Origin of the sequence: Nostoc sp., assembly GCF_036916985.1 — a bacterium.
In the GTDB taxonomy this organism is placed as follows: Bacteria; Cyanobacteriota; Cyanobacteriia; order Cyanobacteriales; family Nostocaceae; genus Nostoc.
Window position 1 is genome coordinate 120955 of record NZ_JBALFD010000041.1, and the last position, 18321, is coordinate 139275.

Sequence of the window (18321 nt, forward strand, 5' to 3'; positions counted from 1 at the left end):
TAATTATCCTCCCTGACCACCATTAGAAGGGCTATGGTGTACACACAATTATAAAAACGCTCGATTTCCCATTGTCGCGATCGCGCTTAATTGATTGTTGTCAACGCAAAAAATAGCTTCGGAGTTGAATGGTACTCAGTTAAGATACAGCCCTTACCCTGACTGGTAAGTAATTCTGGGAGGCTCCGCCTCCTCTCTCTTGACCAGAGGCAGAGCCTCTGAGAATACATTCCCAGCCTAGAGACTGGGAACGAGGCTCAAGACTTAAATTACATTAGTGAATTTCTACTATAGCCATAATAATGACTTTAATAAAATTCTCAACTTATATATTACCTGTATGTCAGAAATTAGAATTAGCTCTACTCAGTCTATTGACAATTCTTCTACTTTAACTGAGCAGGAACGACATAAAATATTAGTGGAATGGAACAATACAACAGTATATTATCCTCAGCATTTATGTATACATCAATTATTTGAAGCGCAAGTAGAAAAAACTCCAGATAGTATCGCTGTTGTCTTCAATGAGGAACAACTAACTTACCAAGAGTTGAACCACCGAGCAAATAAAATAGCACATTATCTGCATTCAGATTCGCTAGGTGTAGGGCCAGAAATTCTGGTAGGCATTTGCATGGAGCGTTCGCTAGAGATGATCGTAGGGCTATTGGGAATTCTCAAAGCTGGAGGAGCTTATGTCCCGTTAGACCCAACGTATCCCCAAGAACGTCTCAGTTTCATGCTTGCAGATTCACAAGTGTCGGTGCTGTTAACACAGCAAAAGTTCGCTGAAGAGTTTGCTGATAGCAGGGCGAAGGTAGTTTGTTTAGATACTGACTGGGAATCAATTAACCAACACAGCCAAGAGAATCTTGCTAGCAATGTTACGGCTGAAAATCTGGCTTACGTTATCTACACCTCTGGTTCTACAGGAACACCAAAGGGAGTAGCTGTACCACATCGGGCTGTGAATCGGCTAGTATGCAACACCAACTACATACAGTTTATGCCGAGCGATGCCTACGGCGGTCAACTACTCGTTGCTCAAGCCTCAAATACTTCATTTGATGCAGCCACTTTCGAGATATGGGGATCTCTCCTGCACGGGGCTAGGCTGGTGGTAATTCCTCAGAATGTTGTGCTTTCGCCCCAGCATTTCGCAACGTACATCCGCGAACAAAGAATTAGTATATTATTTTTGACGACAGCTTTATTTAATCAGTTAGCAAGCATTGTCCCTGAAGCATTTAAAGACCTACGACACTTGCTCTTTGGAGGCGAGGCTGTAGATCCCAAGTCAGTCAAATTGATTTTGAGCAATGGAGCGCCACAGCAATTGCTGCATGTTTATGGCCCAACTGAGAGTACAACATTTGCTTGTTGGTATCTAGTGCAGGATATTCCCGAAGAGGTTACAAATATACCCATTGGTCGCCCACTCTCTAATACACAAATTTATATACTCGACTCCCAACTTCAACCAGTTCCGATTGGTACTCCTGGCGAACTATATATTGGCGGCGATGGTTTGGCACGAGGCTACCTAAACCGTCCAGAATTAACCAAGGAAAAATTTATTCCTAATCCCTTTGAGGAGGCAGCAGGGGGCAGGGGGCAGGGGGCAGGGGAGCAGAGGAAGCAGAGGGAGAAAGGGCAAACAGATAGCTCTTTCCTTTCCCCAATCCCCAATCCCAGTCCTCAATCCCCAATCCCCAATCCCCAATCCCCAGTCCCCAATCCCCGCCTTTACAAAACTGGTGATTTAGCCCGTTTCTTGGCAGACGGCAACATTGAGTTTATTGGGCGAATCGATAATCAGGTGAAGATTCGCGGCTTCCGCATTGAATTAGGAGAAATTGAGGCACTTTTAAGTCAACATTCGGATGTACAGCAGGCAGTGGTAATCGTCCGTGAAGACATCCCTGGTGATAAGCGTCTTGTCGCCTATATTGTCCCTAAGCAAAAACTTGAGGTGAGTACCGCTACCCTAAAATGCTTCCTCCAGGAGAAGCTGCCGCACTATATGATACCGGCAGTCTTTGTAATTCTAGACTCGCTGCCACTCACCCCCAATGGTAAAGTGGATCGTCGAAATCTTCCAGGTTGCGATCGCACCCGCCCGAATCTCGAAGAAACCTTTGTCGCACCTCGCAACCCAATTGAGGAAAAGTTAGCGGTCATCTGGGCTGCGTTACTGGCACTTGAGCAAATTGGAGTCAATGATAATTTTTTCCAGTTAGGTGGTCATTCCCTCATTGCCACTCAGATCCTTTCTCGCGTGCGCGAACTTTTCCAAGTTGAGTTGTCCTTTCATCACATCTTTGATAAACCTACCATCGCTGGTTTAGCTCTACTAATCGCACCGCACAGCCAGCGAGAACAGCAGTTACAGTGTCCTACCATACAACGAATTGAGCGTGAAGGACTTTTGCCAGTTTCCTTTGCTCAAGAGCGAGTGTACTTTATTCAGCAATTGGCTCCTGAAAGTATTGCCTACCAATTCCAGGCAACTATGCGATTTCAGGGTCAACTCAATGTGCCGATATTACAACAGTGCCTAAACGAGATTGTACTACGTCATGAAATCTTTCGCACAACTTACCCGGCGGTGAATGGACGACTATTTCAGGTAATTCACCCAGCACAACCAATCAGCTTCAGAGTAATTGACCTCCAGACGTTTCCTGAATCTGAGCGGGAAATAGAAGCTCAATGTCTGATTGAGGCAGAATTGCAAAAACCCTTTGACCTGAATCAACTACCGTTGGTCAGATGGGTTTTGTTCAAGTTGAGCGAACAAGAACATCTGTTAATCCACATTGAGCATCATATAACTCATGATGGTTGGTCATTCAATGTATTTCTGAGTGAATTGCTCGAACTTTATCAAGCCTTCTGTTTGGGTAATCCTTCCCCGCTTCCTCAACCACTCCTTCAATTTGTGGATTTTGCCCATTGGCAGAGACAGTGGGTTAAAAGCCAAGAAGCCAAGCGACAACAGGCCTATTGGCAGCAGAAGTTATCCGGCAGTTCACCGTTGTTAGCATTACCTTACGTTCGCTTGCGACCGACAGAGCAAACTTACAATGGCGATCAAATTAGGGTAGAACTTCCCATCGACTTGTGCGAATCTCTGCGAGTTCTGAGTCGTCAAGAGGGTGTCACCTTATTTATGACGATGCTGGGAGCTTTTTTAATCATATTGCACCGATACACTGGGCAAGATGACCTGAGCGTAGGAACTGCCGTTGCCAATCGGCGGATGCAGGAGGTAGAAAAGTTAATTGGCATGATTGTCAATAACCTAGTTTTACGCACTGATTTGTCTGGCAATCCCACATTTAGAGAATTACTCGGTCGAGTTCGTCAAGTGACACTAGAAGCATACGCCAACGAAGATTTACCCTTCGATCAGGTGGTGGAGGTTCTCAAGCCAATACGGAATTTGAGTCACAATCCTCTATTTCAAGTGATGTTCAGCTTCCATGATTCCCCGATGCCGGATTTGAGTCTGCCTAGTTTGGATATCAGTTTGCATGAACCAATCAGCAATAAATCAGCAAAGTTTGATTTAGATTTATTGGTGATACCGCGTTCTGAACAACGTGTGCAGAACGGTTCTAAAACCGGAGCAAAGGGAATCACGCTAGTCTTGGAATATAATAGCGACCTTTTTGATGCTGGCACAATCCAACAAATATTAGATCAGTATCAAAATTTACTAGCGAGTATTGTTGATAAACCGGAGCAGCGAATTTCGGAATTACCACTGCTAACGCAGACTCAGCAGCAATTGCTGGTGGAGTGGAATCAAACTCATCGGGAGTATCTCAATAAAGAGTGTATCCATAAATTATTTGCGGCTCAGGTGGAGTTAACACCCGATGCTGTAGCTATTCAGCAAGCAGGTGAACAATTAACTTACCGCGAATTGAGCGATCGCGCCAATCAATTAGCCCACTATCTGCAAAGTTTGGGAGTCAAACCAGAAACCTTAGTTGGTATCTGCGTTGAGCGTTCTTCAGAGATGATTGTCGGTTTACTTGGCATTCTCAAAGCCGGAGGTGCATATATTCCCCTCGACCCAGCTTATCCCCAAGACCGACTGACTGATATTCTCGAAGATACGCAACTGAGCATTCTGCTAACTCAAGAAAGATTCCAGGACAAACTACCAAATTATGCCGGCAAAATCATCTGTTTAGATACGGATTGGTTAGAAATTGCTCAACACAGTACAGCCAACCCCATAAGCGAAGTTCAACTCCATAACCTCGCCTACATTATTTATACCTCTGGTTCTACGGGTAAACCTAAAGGGGTGATGATTGAACAGCGATCGCTAACAAATTTTACTCTCACCGCTATACATGAATATGGAATTAATGCAAGCGATAATATTCTGCAATTTGCATCTATCTGTTTTGATGCCTCAGTAGAAGAAATCTTTCCTTGTCTTTCAGTTGGCGCAACATTAGTATTACGAACCGAAGAGATGCTGCACTCTAGCGATGAATTTTGGTGGTGTTGCCGAGAATGGCAGTTAACTGTTTTGGATCTTCCTACAGCATACTGGCATCAGTTAGTTGCAGAACTTACCCCTGAAGACTCCCGAATTGCCGAAAGTCTGAGAATGGTGATTATTGGCGGAGAAGAAGCTCAACTTGAAAAAGTGAAGCACTGGCATAGTAGTATTGCTCACCTCTCGAATCCACCCCAATTACTTAATAGTTACGGGCCAACGGAAGCAACAGTTATAACCACTTTAGATCGCTTAACTCCAACAGCCACCTCTGTTAGCATTGGACGACCTATTAGTAATGCTCAGGTTTATATTCTCGATCAATATCTGCAACCTGTTCCTATAGGAGTTAGCGGAGAACTGTACATTGGCGGAGCCGGCTTGGCTAGAGGGTATTGGCAACGTCCAGAGTTAACCAAGGAAAAATTTATCCCTAATCCCTTTGAGGAGGCAGGGGGCGGGAAACTGTACAAAACTGGCGACTTAGCCCGTTATCTACTTGATGGCAAAATTGAGTTGATTGGGCGAATCGATAATCAGGTGAAGATTCGGGGCTTCCGTATCGAGTTGGGAGAAATTGAGATGGTGTTGAGTCAACATCCACAGGTTTTGCAAGCTGTCGTTATTGCTCGTGAAGATATTCCCGGACAAAAACGGCTAGTGGCTTATGTTGTACCTAAAGAGTCGCAACTAACCACTGATGATCTGCGGTATTTTCTCAAGCAGAAGTTACCTAATTATATGGTTCCCTCGGCTTTTGTGCTGCTGAAAGCGCTGCCGATGACTCTGAACCAGAAGGTAGATTACCATGCCCTACAAGCACCCGAAATATCCCGCAGTGTAGAAGATAAATTTGTTGCACCTCAGACATCTACAGAAGAGAGATTAGCGGCAATCTGGTCGGAAATCTTAAAATTAAAACAAGTCGGCATCCACGATAACTTCTTTGAATTGGGCGGAGATTCCATCCTCAGCATTCAGGTAATTTCCCGCGCCAATCAAGTGGGTATCCAAATTGCCCCTAAACAGCTATTTCAGTACCAAACCATTGCTGAGTTAGCTGCTGTGGCAGGAATTACTCGCACTGTCAAAGCTGAACAAGGTTTACTGACTGGCAAGGTGGCGCTGACACCCATCCAACATTGGTTTTTCGAGCAGAAATTGTCCGAACCTGATTACTTTAACCAATCAGTTCTGCTGCAAGTGTCGCCAGACTTGCAACCAGAGCTATTACAACAAGTTGTGCAACAATTGTTAGTACATCACGATGCTTTGCGATCACGCTTTGCACGTCTCCCTTTGGGAGAATCGCAGTTTCAGCAAGAAGAGGAAAACTGGCAGCAGTTTAACACCCCTACTCAAGAACCTGTACCATTTAGCGTCATCGATTTGTCGCACCTATCGGCAGAAGAACAACAAACAGCAATAAAAGCGGCGGATGCGGAACTTCAAGCTAGTTTGAACCTATCTACTGGAGCGATCGCACAAGTAGCACTGTTTCAATTAGGCAGCGATCAACCAGGTCGGTTACTATTCATCATCCATCATTTAGTAGTAGATGGCATTTCGTGGCGGATTTTGCTTGAAGATTTGGCTACTGGTTATCAGCAAATCAGTCGTGGCGAAGCTATTAAATTACCACCTAAAACAACTTCCTGGCAATATTGGAGCGATCGCCTCACACAATACGCCCAATCATCAGATGAGTTGAATTACTGGCTAAGTCAGTCTAGTTTGAAAGTTACCGCCTTACCAGTAGATTATCCTTCAGATAAAGAAAATAACACCTTAGCCTCAACCGCTTCTGTGTCACTTTCTTTAACTGAAGAACACACCCGCGCCCTCTTGCAGGATGTACCCTCTGCCTACAATACTCAAATTAACGATGTGCTGTTGACAGCCTTAGTGCAAAGCTTTGCCCAATGGACGGGACAACCTTCGCTACTGGTTGATTTAGAGGGACATGGACGAGAAGACTTATTTGAAGATGTAGATTTGTCGCGCACTGTGGGCTGGTTTACTACCTTATTCCCCGTTCATTTACAGCTAGAAGAAATTAACCATCCAGGAGAGACTTTAAAGTTAATTAAAGAACAACTACGGCGTCTTCCCAACCGAGGCATTGGCTATGGCGTGTTGCGATATTTGCAACAGGATGAAAGTAAACGCAAACAACTACAAGCACTACCCCAAGCAGAAGTAAGTTTTAACTATCTTGGTCAGTTCGATCAGGTGCTTAAAGCATCTGTTGTGTTGGGTTTAGTTGAAGAATTCAAAGCTGAACAGAGTTTACTTAATCAGCGCAGCCATCTATTAGGAGTAAGCGGCTTTATTCGTGCAGGAAGACTGGAAATGACTTGGAATTACAGCAAGAAAATTCATAAACGAGACACCATCCAAGGTTTAGCCTTTGGGTTCATGGAGAAATTGCGATCGCTCATTACCCACTGTCAATCCCCTGATGCGATCGGTTATACACCTTCAGACTTCTCAGCAGCCAAACTCAGCCAAAAACAGCTTGACAAATTCCTTGCCAAAATTAAAAGAAAGTAGTCATTGGTCATTGGTCATTAGTCATTAGTCATTGGTCATTCCCCCAGTCCCCAATCCCCAGTCCCCAGTACCCAATCCCCATTGTCATGAACAACATCGATGATCTTTATGAACTTTCGCCCATGCAGCAGGGGATGCTGTTTCATACTCTTTATGCGCCAGAGTCAGAAGTTTATTTTGAACAGTTGCTTTGCATCCTGCAAGGAGAATTAAATTTTCCTGCCTTTAAGCAAGCTTGGCAACAGGTTGTTAAGCGACACCCAGTTTTACGCAGTTCCTTTTATTGGGAGGAGATAGAAAAGCCCTTGCAAATGGTAAGTAAGCAAGTGGATCTCTCGTGGGAACAACTGGACTGGCAGAATTTCACTACCGATGAACAACAACAGTATTTAGAGGATTTTTTGAAATGCGATCGCCAAAAACAATTTGATCTATCTCAAGCTCCCCTGATGCGCTTCACCATCATCCATCTAAAGGAGTATACTTACCAATTTATTTGGAGTCATCATCATATCCTTTTTGATGGCTGGTCGATGCAAATTATCCTCAAAGAAGTTTTAGCTTTTTATGAAGCACATCAGCGAGGTGAACATTTACGCCTGATACCCTCTCGCCCCTATCGAGAATATATTAATTGGTTACAGCAACAGGATATTACTCAAGCAAAGAACTTCTGGCAAAAAAAACTCCAGGGATTTGAAACTCCTACATTAATAGGGGAATGGGGACTGGGAATAAGGGGTAATGGGGACGGGAAACAGCAAACATACAACGAGCAAACTTTTCAATTATCTCAAACGGTAACTGAGAAACTGCAATATGCGGCAGCGCAGCATCATTTAACTCTGAATAATTTGGTACAAGGAGCTTATGCGTTGCTACTTTCCCGCTACAGTGGTGAAAACGATGTGGTCTTTGGTGCAACTGTATCCGGCCGTCCACCAACGCTTGCGGGAGTAGATTCTATGGTTGGGTTATTAATAAATACACTCCCTATACGGGTACAAATTACACCAAAGGCAGAATTATTACCCTGGCTCAAGCAATTACAAAGCCAAGGATTTGAACAGGAAGAATATGCTTATTATTCCCTAGCAGAAATTCAGCGCTTGAGTGATCTTCCCCAAGGAATGTCGCTGTTCGAGAGCCTTTTAGTGTTTGAAAATTATCCGCTAGATTCTGCTGAACAGGATACCAAAATAACTTTAGAAATTAGTAATATCCGTTGTTTTGAACGTACCAATTATCAGCTAACGATGGTGGTTAATCCTAAATCACAATTGTCTGGCAGGATTATCTATGATGCCAGTCATTTTGAGTATGAAACAATTGTCAGAATGATTGGACATTTCCAAACAATACTAGCAGGAATGGCAGGCAATATACAACAAGATATTTCCCAATTATCTCTGCTCAGTGAAGCTGAAGAAGAAAAAATAATTCTACAAGAGAATAATCAAAATATAGATTCTATTCATTACAAATGTATTCATATTTTATTTGAAGAACAAGTAGAAAAAAAACCTGATGCGGTAGCAATTGTATATGAAAATAAATATTTAACTTATCGGGAGTTGAATAACCGCGCTAATCAATTAGCCCATTATTTACAAGCGCTGGGAGTTAAACCTGAAGTACGAGTGGGAATTTGTGTTGAGCGATCACTAGAAATGGTAATAGGAATACTGGCTATCCTCAAAGCGGGTGGAGCATACATTCCGCTAGATTCTGCTTATCCAACGGATCGACTGGCATTCATGATGGAAGATGTGCAGACACCGATTTTATTAACGCAAACTCATTTGCAAGATAAACTCCCAATCCATAATCAAACTGTGGTGAATCTTGACTCAGATTGGGAAATAATTTCTCAAAACAAAGAAAATAATTTACACAGTGAAGTTAATCCAGAAAACTTAGCTTATATCATCTATACCTCTGGCTCAACGGGAACACCAAAGGGAACAGAAATTACTCATCGTAGCATCATTGGTTTTATGTTTGGGGTTGATTATATTCATCTTGATGCAGAACAGATTTGGCTGCAACATTCATCGATTTCTTGGGATGGACTAACTCTAGAACTTTGGCCGCCCTTGCTTTATGGTGGGTGTTGTGTGCTTTACCCAGGCACAATCCCCACACCTGAAGACTTAAGCAAGATTATCCAAGAACAAGGGGTTAACACTCTGTTTCTGACTACCGCTTTATTTAATCTCATGATTGACACGATGCCACAAGGGTTGTTAGGGATTAAACAACTCCTGTTTGGGGGAGAATCTGTTTCTGTACCTCATGTTCGTCGCGCCTTAGAATTATTGCCTAAAACACAATTAATTCATGCTTACGGCCCTTCAGAATGTACCGTTTTTACCTGTTGTTATCCGATTCCTCAACAACTTGCTGAAAATGTACATTCAATTCCCATTGGAAAACCCATCGGTGATAGACAAGTTTATCTACTAGATAAAGATTTACACATAGATAAAGATTTACACAGAGTCCCGATTGGCGTTACTGGGGAACTTTATATCGGTGGGGCGAGTGTTGCTAGAAGTTACTTAAATCAACCAACATTAACTAGTGAAAAATTTATTGCCAATCCTTTTATTGAGGGCGATACACTTTACAAAACTGGAGATTTAATTCGCCGTCTCCCTGATGGAAATCTGGAATTTATCGGGCGAATTGATACACAGGTGAAAATTCGCGGCTTTCGTATTGAATTAGGAGAAATTGAGGCAGTTTTAAATCAACATTTTGACATAAAACAAGTCGTAGTTATTGCATATAAAAATGAACATGGAAACAAGTATTTAGTAGCCTATCTCGTTACCAAGAATAATCAACCAACGCCTAGCACCCTGCGAAACTTCCTCAAGACAAAGTTGCCTGACTACATGATTCCCAGTGTCTTTGTATTTCTAGAGGCATTACCCCTAACACCTAATGGTAAGATTAATCGCCGTGCTTTGCCTACTCCAGACGTTGAGCAAAGAATTGATTTTGTTGCTCCTCGCACGTCTACCGAACAAGAATTAGCCACTATTTGGGTTGAAGTTCTGAAATTAAAACAGGTTGGAATTCACGATAACTTTTTTGAGTTAGGTGGACATTCTTTACTAGCTACCCAAGTTATTTCTCGATTAAGAGAAGCCTTTTCTCTAGATTTTGCTCTGCGTTATTTATTTGAAAATCCGACCATTGCTGAACTTGGTCAAAAAATTGAAAAAGCAGAAAATGATGCAATTGCACAGATTGTAGGGGAAGTTGATCAGTTATCAGAAGAAGAAGTAATCCAGCAATTGCTTTTGTGAGTATAAGTTTGTAGAGGTTTTAAACGCAGAGGAACGCGGAGTAAACGCAAAGATACGCAGAGTTTTTTGAGAGAGAATTCACTATAAAACAATGAAATATTGTACTTTTTATCTCTCTGTGTTCTCTGTGGTTAGATAAAAAATTTCAACAATAATTATTATTATGAGCGATTTATTAAAACGTCTAGAAGCCCTTTCTCCAGAAAAGCGAGAATTAGTTTTACAAAAACTGAAAAATCAACAGCAATCTACCCTTCTTACATCTGTATCGAGAGAACAATCCTTTCCCCTCTCCTTTGCCCAACAAAGACTATGGTTTCTCGACCAATTAGAGGGCGAAAATTGTGTTTATAATGTCCCGTTTTTCTGGCAGATTGACGGATTTCTAAATATAGCTGCTTTAGAACAAGCTATTAAAGAAATTGTTCAACGTCATGAAGTCTTACGCACCAGCTTTTGTATTGTCGATGAGTCACTGATACAGGTAATTCACCCTCATCCTCAACTGACAATGCAAGTGCTAGATTGGCGACAATTGACTGAAGAAAACCAGTTAAGCAAAGCGCAACAGTTAGCAAAAGAAGAATTGCAACAACCCTTTAACTTATCAAACCCACCTTTGCTACGGGTAAAATTGTTGCAACTGAGTCACCAATCTCATTTACTGTTGCTCGTTATTCATCATATCGTTTGTGATGGTTGGTCAATTGATATATTCCGCCGTGAATTGTTCAGCCTTTATACTGCATTTTGCACCGGCGAACCTTCTCCTTTAACTGAATTAGCGCTGCAATATGCCGATTTCGCCCACTGGCAAAGACAATGGCTACAGGGAAAGGTACTCGAAACCCAACTCAATTACTGGCAAAAACAATTAGCCGCAGTCCCGCCTCTGTTAGAATTACCCACAGATAGAACCCGCCCATCAGTTCAAAGTTTCAGAGGGCGTAGCGAGTTTTTGAAACTCAATCAAGATTTAACCCAGAAGTTGAAGCGTTTGAGTCAAGAGTCTGGAACAACCTTGTTTATGACTTTGCTGACGGCATTTAACTTGTTACTTTCGCGCTACAGTGGTCAAGAGGATATTATTGTTGGTTCTGCGATCGCTAATCGCAATCGTCGTGAGACTGAATTATTAATTGGCTTTTTTGTCAATACCCTAGCATTACGTACCAATCTGCAAGGGAATCCAACTTTCTTAGAGTTACTGGAACGAGTCAAGCAAGTAACTCTAGATGCTTATGACCATCAAGATTTACCCTTTGAGAAACTGGTTGATGAATTGGGATTAGAGCGATCGCTTTCTCATCATCCCCTATTTCAAGTGGCTTTTGGCGTGCAAACTCAAACCCAGCAGCAACTAGAAATCAATGGATTAACCCTTACCCGTTTTACATGGGAAAACACCACAACTCTGTTTGATTTGTCGCTGATTTTTCGGGAAACGCCCCAAGGGTTGACAGGGGAATGGGAATATGCGACAGATTTATTTGAGGCTAAAACCATTCAACGGATGGCGGGACATTTTGCAGTTTTACTTCAGGGAATTGTTGATAATCCTCACCAAACCATTAATACTCTGCCGTTAATTGCAGAGGAGGAACGTCAACAATTGCAAATTTGGAATCAAACTCAAACTGATTATTCCCTGAATCAAACTTTGGTGGAACTGTTTGAAACTCAAGTTACCAAAAACCCTAATAATCTCGCTTTGGTGTTTGAATACCGTACAAGAGGGAACAGGGAACAGGGAACAGGGAATAGTAATTATGGGTTGAAAAGTCTAACTTACCAAGAACTTAATCAAAGAGCTAATCAACTCGCTCATTATTTAATTCAAAATCACCAAATTCAGCCAGATACTTTAATTGGTATCTGCGTTGAACGGTCTTTGGAGATGATTATTGGTGTACTCGGTGTCTTGAAAGCGGGCGGGGCATACCTGCCAATTGATCCCAATTATCCTCAAGAACGGATTAGGCTGATGTTAGAAGATTCTGGAACATCAGTGTTACTAACCCAAAGTTTTCTCATAGAGAAATTACCCCTAAACGAACTGGAAAACTCTGTTCAAGTAATTTGTTTGGATGACGAAACTTTTGCGGAAGAGTTCACAAAAAATCCCAGTCCAAAAACTACACCTGATAATTTAGCTTATGTAATTTATACATCTGGTTCGACGGGAAGACCCAAAGGAGTGATGATTGAGCATCGAGGGTTAACCAATTTGACTTTAGCATTGGTTAACACTTTTCAAATTCAACCCCAAAGCCGTTTTCTTCAGTTTGCTTCTTTTAGTTTTGATAGTTCTGTTGCTGAAATTGCTCCCACTCTAGCGACAGGTGCTTGTTTATATTTGGCGAAACAAGAGACTTTGTTATCCGGTCAAGGCTTGATCGATTTTTTGAGCGATCGCAAAATCTCCCACATTATTGTACCCCCTTCGGTCTTATCGGTGTTACCTGTAGCGACTTTACCAGATTTGCAAACCATAGTTGTTGGTGGTGAAGCTTGCCCAGCCGAATTAGTGACAAAATGGGCAACAGGGCGACGTTTCTTGAATGGCTATGGCCCTACAGAATCTACAGTTGGTGCAGCGATCGCAATTTGTCAACCCAATGGCAAAAAACCACCAATTGGTCAACCTTTATCTAATATCCGCATCTATATTTTAGATGTTCATAATCAACTCTTACCACCTGGCATACCTGGAGAATTGTGCATCGCGGGAGTGGGTTTAGCACGAGGCTATCTCAACCGTCCCGATTTAACTGCCGAAAAATTTATTGAAGTTGAACTATTTGGCAAAACTGAGCGAATTTACAAAACTGGCGACTTAGCAAAATGGAGAGATGATGGAAACCTTGAATATCTAGGTCGCATTGATGCTCAAGTTAAATTACGGGGCTTTCGCATTGAACTTGGTGAAATTGAATCGTTATTATTACAACACTATTTAGTTAAAGAAGCGGTTGTTATTTTATATGAAACTGATAATAATCCCAGGTTAGTAGCTTATGTCACGGCGGCAGAAGAATCCAGAGATTTAGGTGGTCAACTCAAAGACTACCTGAAAATTCACCTGCCGAATTATATGATTCCTAGCCAGATGATAGTATTGGCTCAGTTGCCCATTACCCCTAACGGTAAACTAGATCGTAGAGCATTACCAACGCCAGAACCAGCCACTTCCACTGATTTTAAAATACCAGTGACACCAACTGAAGAACTATTGGCTACCTTATGGCAAACTATTCTGAAAGCTAGGTCTGTTGGTCGCCAAGATAACTTCTTTGAATTGGGTGGACATTCCTTATTAGCTACTCAATTGGTTGCCCGCATTCGTGACACTTTTGGAGTGGAAATACCTGTTCGCAAGGTATTTGAGCAGAGCATTTTGTTTGAGTTGGCAACAGAAATTGACAAAGCCGCTTCAGTAATTACTTTACCTCTCATCACACCACAACCTGCAAATGCTCCGAAAACTCTGTCCTTTGCCCAATCAAGACTCTGGTTTTTAGCCCAACTTGAAGGTACTGGAACCTCCGCTACCTATAATATGTCAACAGCGCTGCAACTTGACGGCAAGTTGAATATAGATGCGTTGCGTGCAAGCTTTGATTATCTCCTCGATCGCCATTCTATTCTACGCACATATTTCCCCGCCCGGTCGGGAGAGGCGCAAGTAATCGTTCAAAATCTAGAGGATATAGAAGTACTGACTATCGCAGATTTACGAGAACTTTCCCCCCAAACTCAAGCAGAAACCGTACAACGGTTATCAGATAACCACGCCCAAGAACCCTTTGATTTAAATACTGGCCCCTTGTTCAAAGCCAAACTGCTGCAACTTGGCGTACAGAAAAATGTGCTGCTAATTAATATGCACCACATTATTAGTGATGGCTGGTCAATGGGAGTATTTAAGCGTGAATGGGAACAGGCTTATGCTGCTTTTGCTGCGGGGGATACTCCGAATTTGTCAGCGTTGCCGATTCAATATAATGATTATGCAGCTTGGCAGCGCAGTTGGTTACAAGGGAAAATTTTAGAAAATCAGGAAAATTACTGGAAACAACAACTAGGTGATGCCCCCCGCTTGCTGGATTTACCTACCGATTATCCCCGTCCAGCGCAACAAAGTTACCAAGGTGGGCGTGAGGAATATCTTTTAAGTAATGAACTGACTCAGAAACTTAAAGCTATTAGTCAAAAACACGGGGTTAGTTTGTTTATGACTCTGTTGGCGGCTTTTAATATTCTGTTATACCGCTACAGTCGTCAAGAGGATTTATGTGTGGGTAGTGCGATCGCTAACCGCACCCATAGCAATACAGAGTCATTAATCGGCTTTTTTGTCAACACTTTAGTATTGCGGAGCAAAATCAAGCCGGAGCAAAATTTTCATGAGTTACTCCAACAAACCCGCCAAACTTGCTTAGATGCTTATGCTCATCAAGATATTCCCTTTGAGTATTTGGTAGAACAACTCCAACCAGAACGCAGTCTCAGCCATAATCCCTTATTCCAAGTGATGATGGTGTTGCAAAACGCGGTAGGGGCGGGGGCGAATGTTAGTTTACCAGGGCTGGATATTCAATACTTGGAACAAAGTTTCCCATTTGCCAAGTTTGACCTAATGCTGGATTTGTGCGAAAGGAACGACCAACTACATTGTATGTGGGAATATGCCACAGATTTATTTGAGGCATCAACAATTAGGCGCATGGCGGGACATTTTGAAGTTTTGCTGACAGCAATTACCCAAAATCCCCAACAGCCAATTCATCAGCTACCCATCATCACCACAGCAGAAATCGAACAACTGCAAGTTTGGAATCAAACAGACACAGATTACCCTCAAGATCAGACTTTGGTGACTCTGTTTGAACAACAGGTAGCACAAACGCCCGATAAAATAGCTGTGGTGTTTGCAGGTCAAAGCCTGAGTTATCAAGAACTCAACCAAAAAGCTAATCAGCTGGCGCATTATTTGTTGCAACTAAAAAGTGAGCAACAATTACCTAATAATCCATTGATTGGGATTTGTGTAGAGCGTTCCCTGGAAATGCTCATTAGTATTTTTGGCATCCTCAAAGCAGGCGGGGCATACCTACCAATTGATCCGAGTTATCCCCAAGAGCGCATTCATTTAATGCTCGAAGATAGTAATACAGCAGTATTATTAACAACAAGCCTCATCCAAAAGCAACTTCCTCTAGAAAAACTACAAAATCCCTGTCAAGTAGTATTTATAGAGCTAGAAACCTGGGCTGATCAGCCAACCGATAATCCTCAATTAAGCAGTATTTATAATGATTTAGCTTATGTAATTTATACTTCTGGTTCTACGGGGCGGCCCAAAGGTGTTGCCATTGCACAATCTAGTCCGGTAGCCTTCGTAAAATGGGCGCATTCAGTCTTTAGTGCAGAACAGGTTGCAGGTGTCTTAGCATCAACCTCAATTTGTTTCGATCTCTCTATTTTTGAGATTTTCGTCCCCCTGACTCAAGGTGGTAGTGTGATTGTGGTGGAAAATGCACTCTACATTGAGCAAGCACATCAGAGTTTTGTACCGATAACTTTAATTAATACTGTACCGAGTGCGGCTGCGGAACTGCTGAATATGAATGCGATTCCGTCCAGTGTGCAGGTAATTAATTTAGCTGGCGAACCATTAAAAAATAGTTTGGTACAGGCTTTATATCAAACCACATCTGTAAGAGAAGTTTATAACCTGTATGGCCCTTCTGAAGACACAACTTATTCGACATTTACGAAAGTTGCCAAAAATTCCCCATATCAACCAACTATTGGTAAAGCGATCGCCAACACTCGCATCTATATTTTAGATAATTACAATCAACCCCTTCCCTTTGGTATTCCTGGGGAAATCTGTATAGCGGGTTCAGGTTTAGCACAGGGTTATTTGCATCGTCCCGATTTAACCGCCGAAAAATTTCTCAAAGTGGAATTATTCGGCAAAACTGAGCGAATTTATAAAACTGGCGATTTAGCCTGTTGGCTACCTGATGGTAATTTGCAATATTTAGGACGGATTGATCACCAAATCAAACTTCGTGGTTTCCGTATTGAATTAGGTGAAATTGAAGCAGCTTTAGTCAAACATCCACAAATTCAAGAAGCTGTTGTCATCGTAAGGGAAGAAACTGATTTTGCTCAACGTCTAGTAGCATACATTGTGCCAATAAAGATAGAGGATAAATATATTCAAGGTGAGCAGGTGGAATTATGGCAACAAGTTTTTAATGATGCCTACCACCAACCACAAGATCCAGAAGATGATCCTACTCTGAATTTGGCTAGTTGGAATGACAGTTATACAGGAGAACCGTATCCCAAAATTGCAATGCAAGAATGGCGCGATACAACTGTTGACAAAATTCTAGAACTTGCACCAAAACGGGTCTGGGAAATAGGTTGTGGAACAGGACTGTTATTGTTTAAAGTTGCACCCCATTGTCAACATTATTTGGGTACAGATTTTTCATCAGAAGCATTGCAGTATATTGAACAACATTTAAAACAGCAGTCTCTCAATGATAAAGTTACTTTAAAAACGAGTGCAGCTAACCAGTTTGATGGTATAGAGATAAATGCTTATGACTTGGTAATCATCAATTCTGTTATCCAGTATTTTCCCTCTCTGGATTACTTTTTACAAGTTTTGGAGGGGGCTATCAAAACTGTGAAAACTCAGGGATCAATCTTTATTGGCGATGTGCGTAATCTTCAACTATTAGAAGCTTTCTACACCGCCGTTGAGTTTTATTGCGCTCCCAATGAGTTATCAATTAAAGACTTGCATCAACAGATTCAAAAAAGCATTGACACTGAAAGCGAATTACTATTTGACCCTGATTTGTTTATCGCCATAAAACAAAGATTTCCTCGAATTAGTCACGTACAAATTGAATTGAAACGGGGTTATGCTCACACGGAAATGAGCCGTTTTCGTTACGATGTTATTTTACATCTAGATTGTACAGATACTCCAGTGGTAGAACCAGAATGCTTAGATTGGCAAATTGAGCAACTGAATTTAGAGAAAATTGAGAAAATTTTAACAACTCAGCAACCAGATTTATTATGCATTAAAAATATTCCGAATGCTCACCTTGTTTCAGAAATGCTACTACTAGAAGAAATTGGAAAATTAGATAATAATGTTTCAGATTTAAAAGCGGTAGTTGCCCAAGCTAAATTAGGAATAGAACCCGAATCATTCCGAACTTTCGTGCGAGATTTGCCCTATATTACTTTCATCCAATATAGCCCCACAGGGTTTGCTGATTACGATGTTGTTTTTCAACGAAAAATTCCCGGAAAGGCGATATTGCCAAGATTTGCTCAGGGTAAAAATTTGCAGATAAAACCTTGGCAATATTACGCAAATCAGCCGTTACAATATCGCACTAATCAAGTTGACTCAGCGTTATTAGAAGAATGGCGGGATTTTCTAGGAAAAACTTTGCCTGATTATATGATTCCTAGCCATTTCACTGTGTTAGAAAAACTACCACTGACACCAAATGGAAAAGTAGATCGTAAAGCTTTACCTGCACCAAATACAACAGTTTCATCAACAGACATTGAATTACCTCTAACAGCTACAGAAAAATTGCTTGCCGAATTGTGGGCTAAATTGCTTAAATATAAAACAATCGCCCGTCATGATAATTTCTTTAACTTGGGAGGTCATTCTTTATTAGCAACTCAACTCATTGCCCGTATCCGTGATAAATTCAAGGTAGAACTGCCTCTGCGGAAGATATTTGAATTCCCCACTCTCACAGAATTAGCGAATTATATTGATACCTGTATTTGGGTTAATTCCACTGATGAAAGTATGCAGCCTCTCAACTCAGATGAAGAGGAAATCGAACTTTAAAGTACTACGGTTTA

At 41.7% G+C, this 18321-nt stretch carries 3 protein-coding genes; all 3 read left to right on the forward strand.

The annotated features are described in order from the left end of the window. Nucleotides 1–340 precede the first annotated feature (340 nt). Nucleotides 341–7078, forward strand: a complete 6738-nt coding sequence (locus V7L07_RS15020) for an amino acid adenylation domain-containing protein (protein ID WP_335059061.1) — start codon at nt 341–343, stop codon at nt 7076–7078. 86 nt (nt 7079–7164) lie between these two features. Further along, nucleotides 7165–10395, forward strand: a complete 3231-nt coding sequence (locus V7L07_RS15025) for an amino acid adenylation domain-containing protein (protein ID WP_335059063.1) — start codon at nt 7165–7167, stop codon at nt 10393–10395. A gap of 163 nt (nt 10396–10558) precedes the next feature. Beyond that, complete coding sequence (locus V7L07_RS15030) at nt 10559–18307, forward strand: amino acid adenylation domain-containing protein (protein ID WP_335059065.1); 7749 nt, start codon at nt 10559–10561, stop codon at nt 18305–18307. Nucleotides 18308–18321 lie beyond the last annotated feature (14 nt).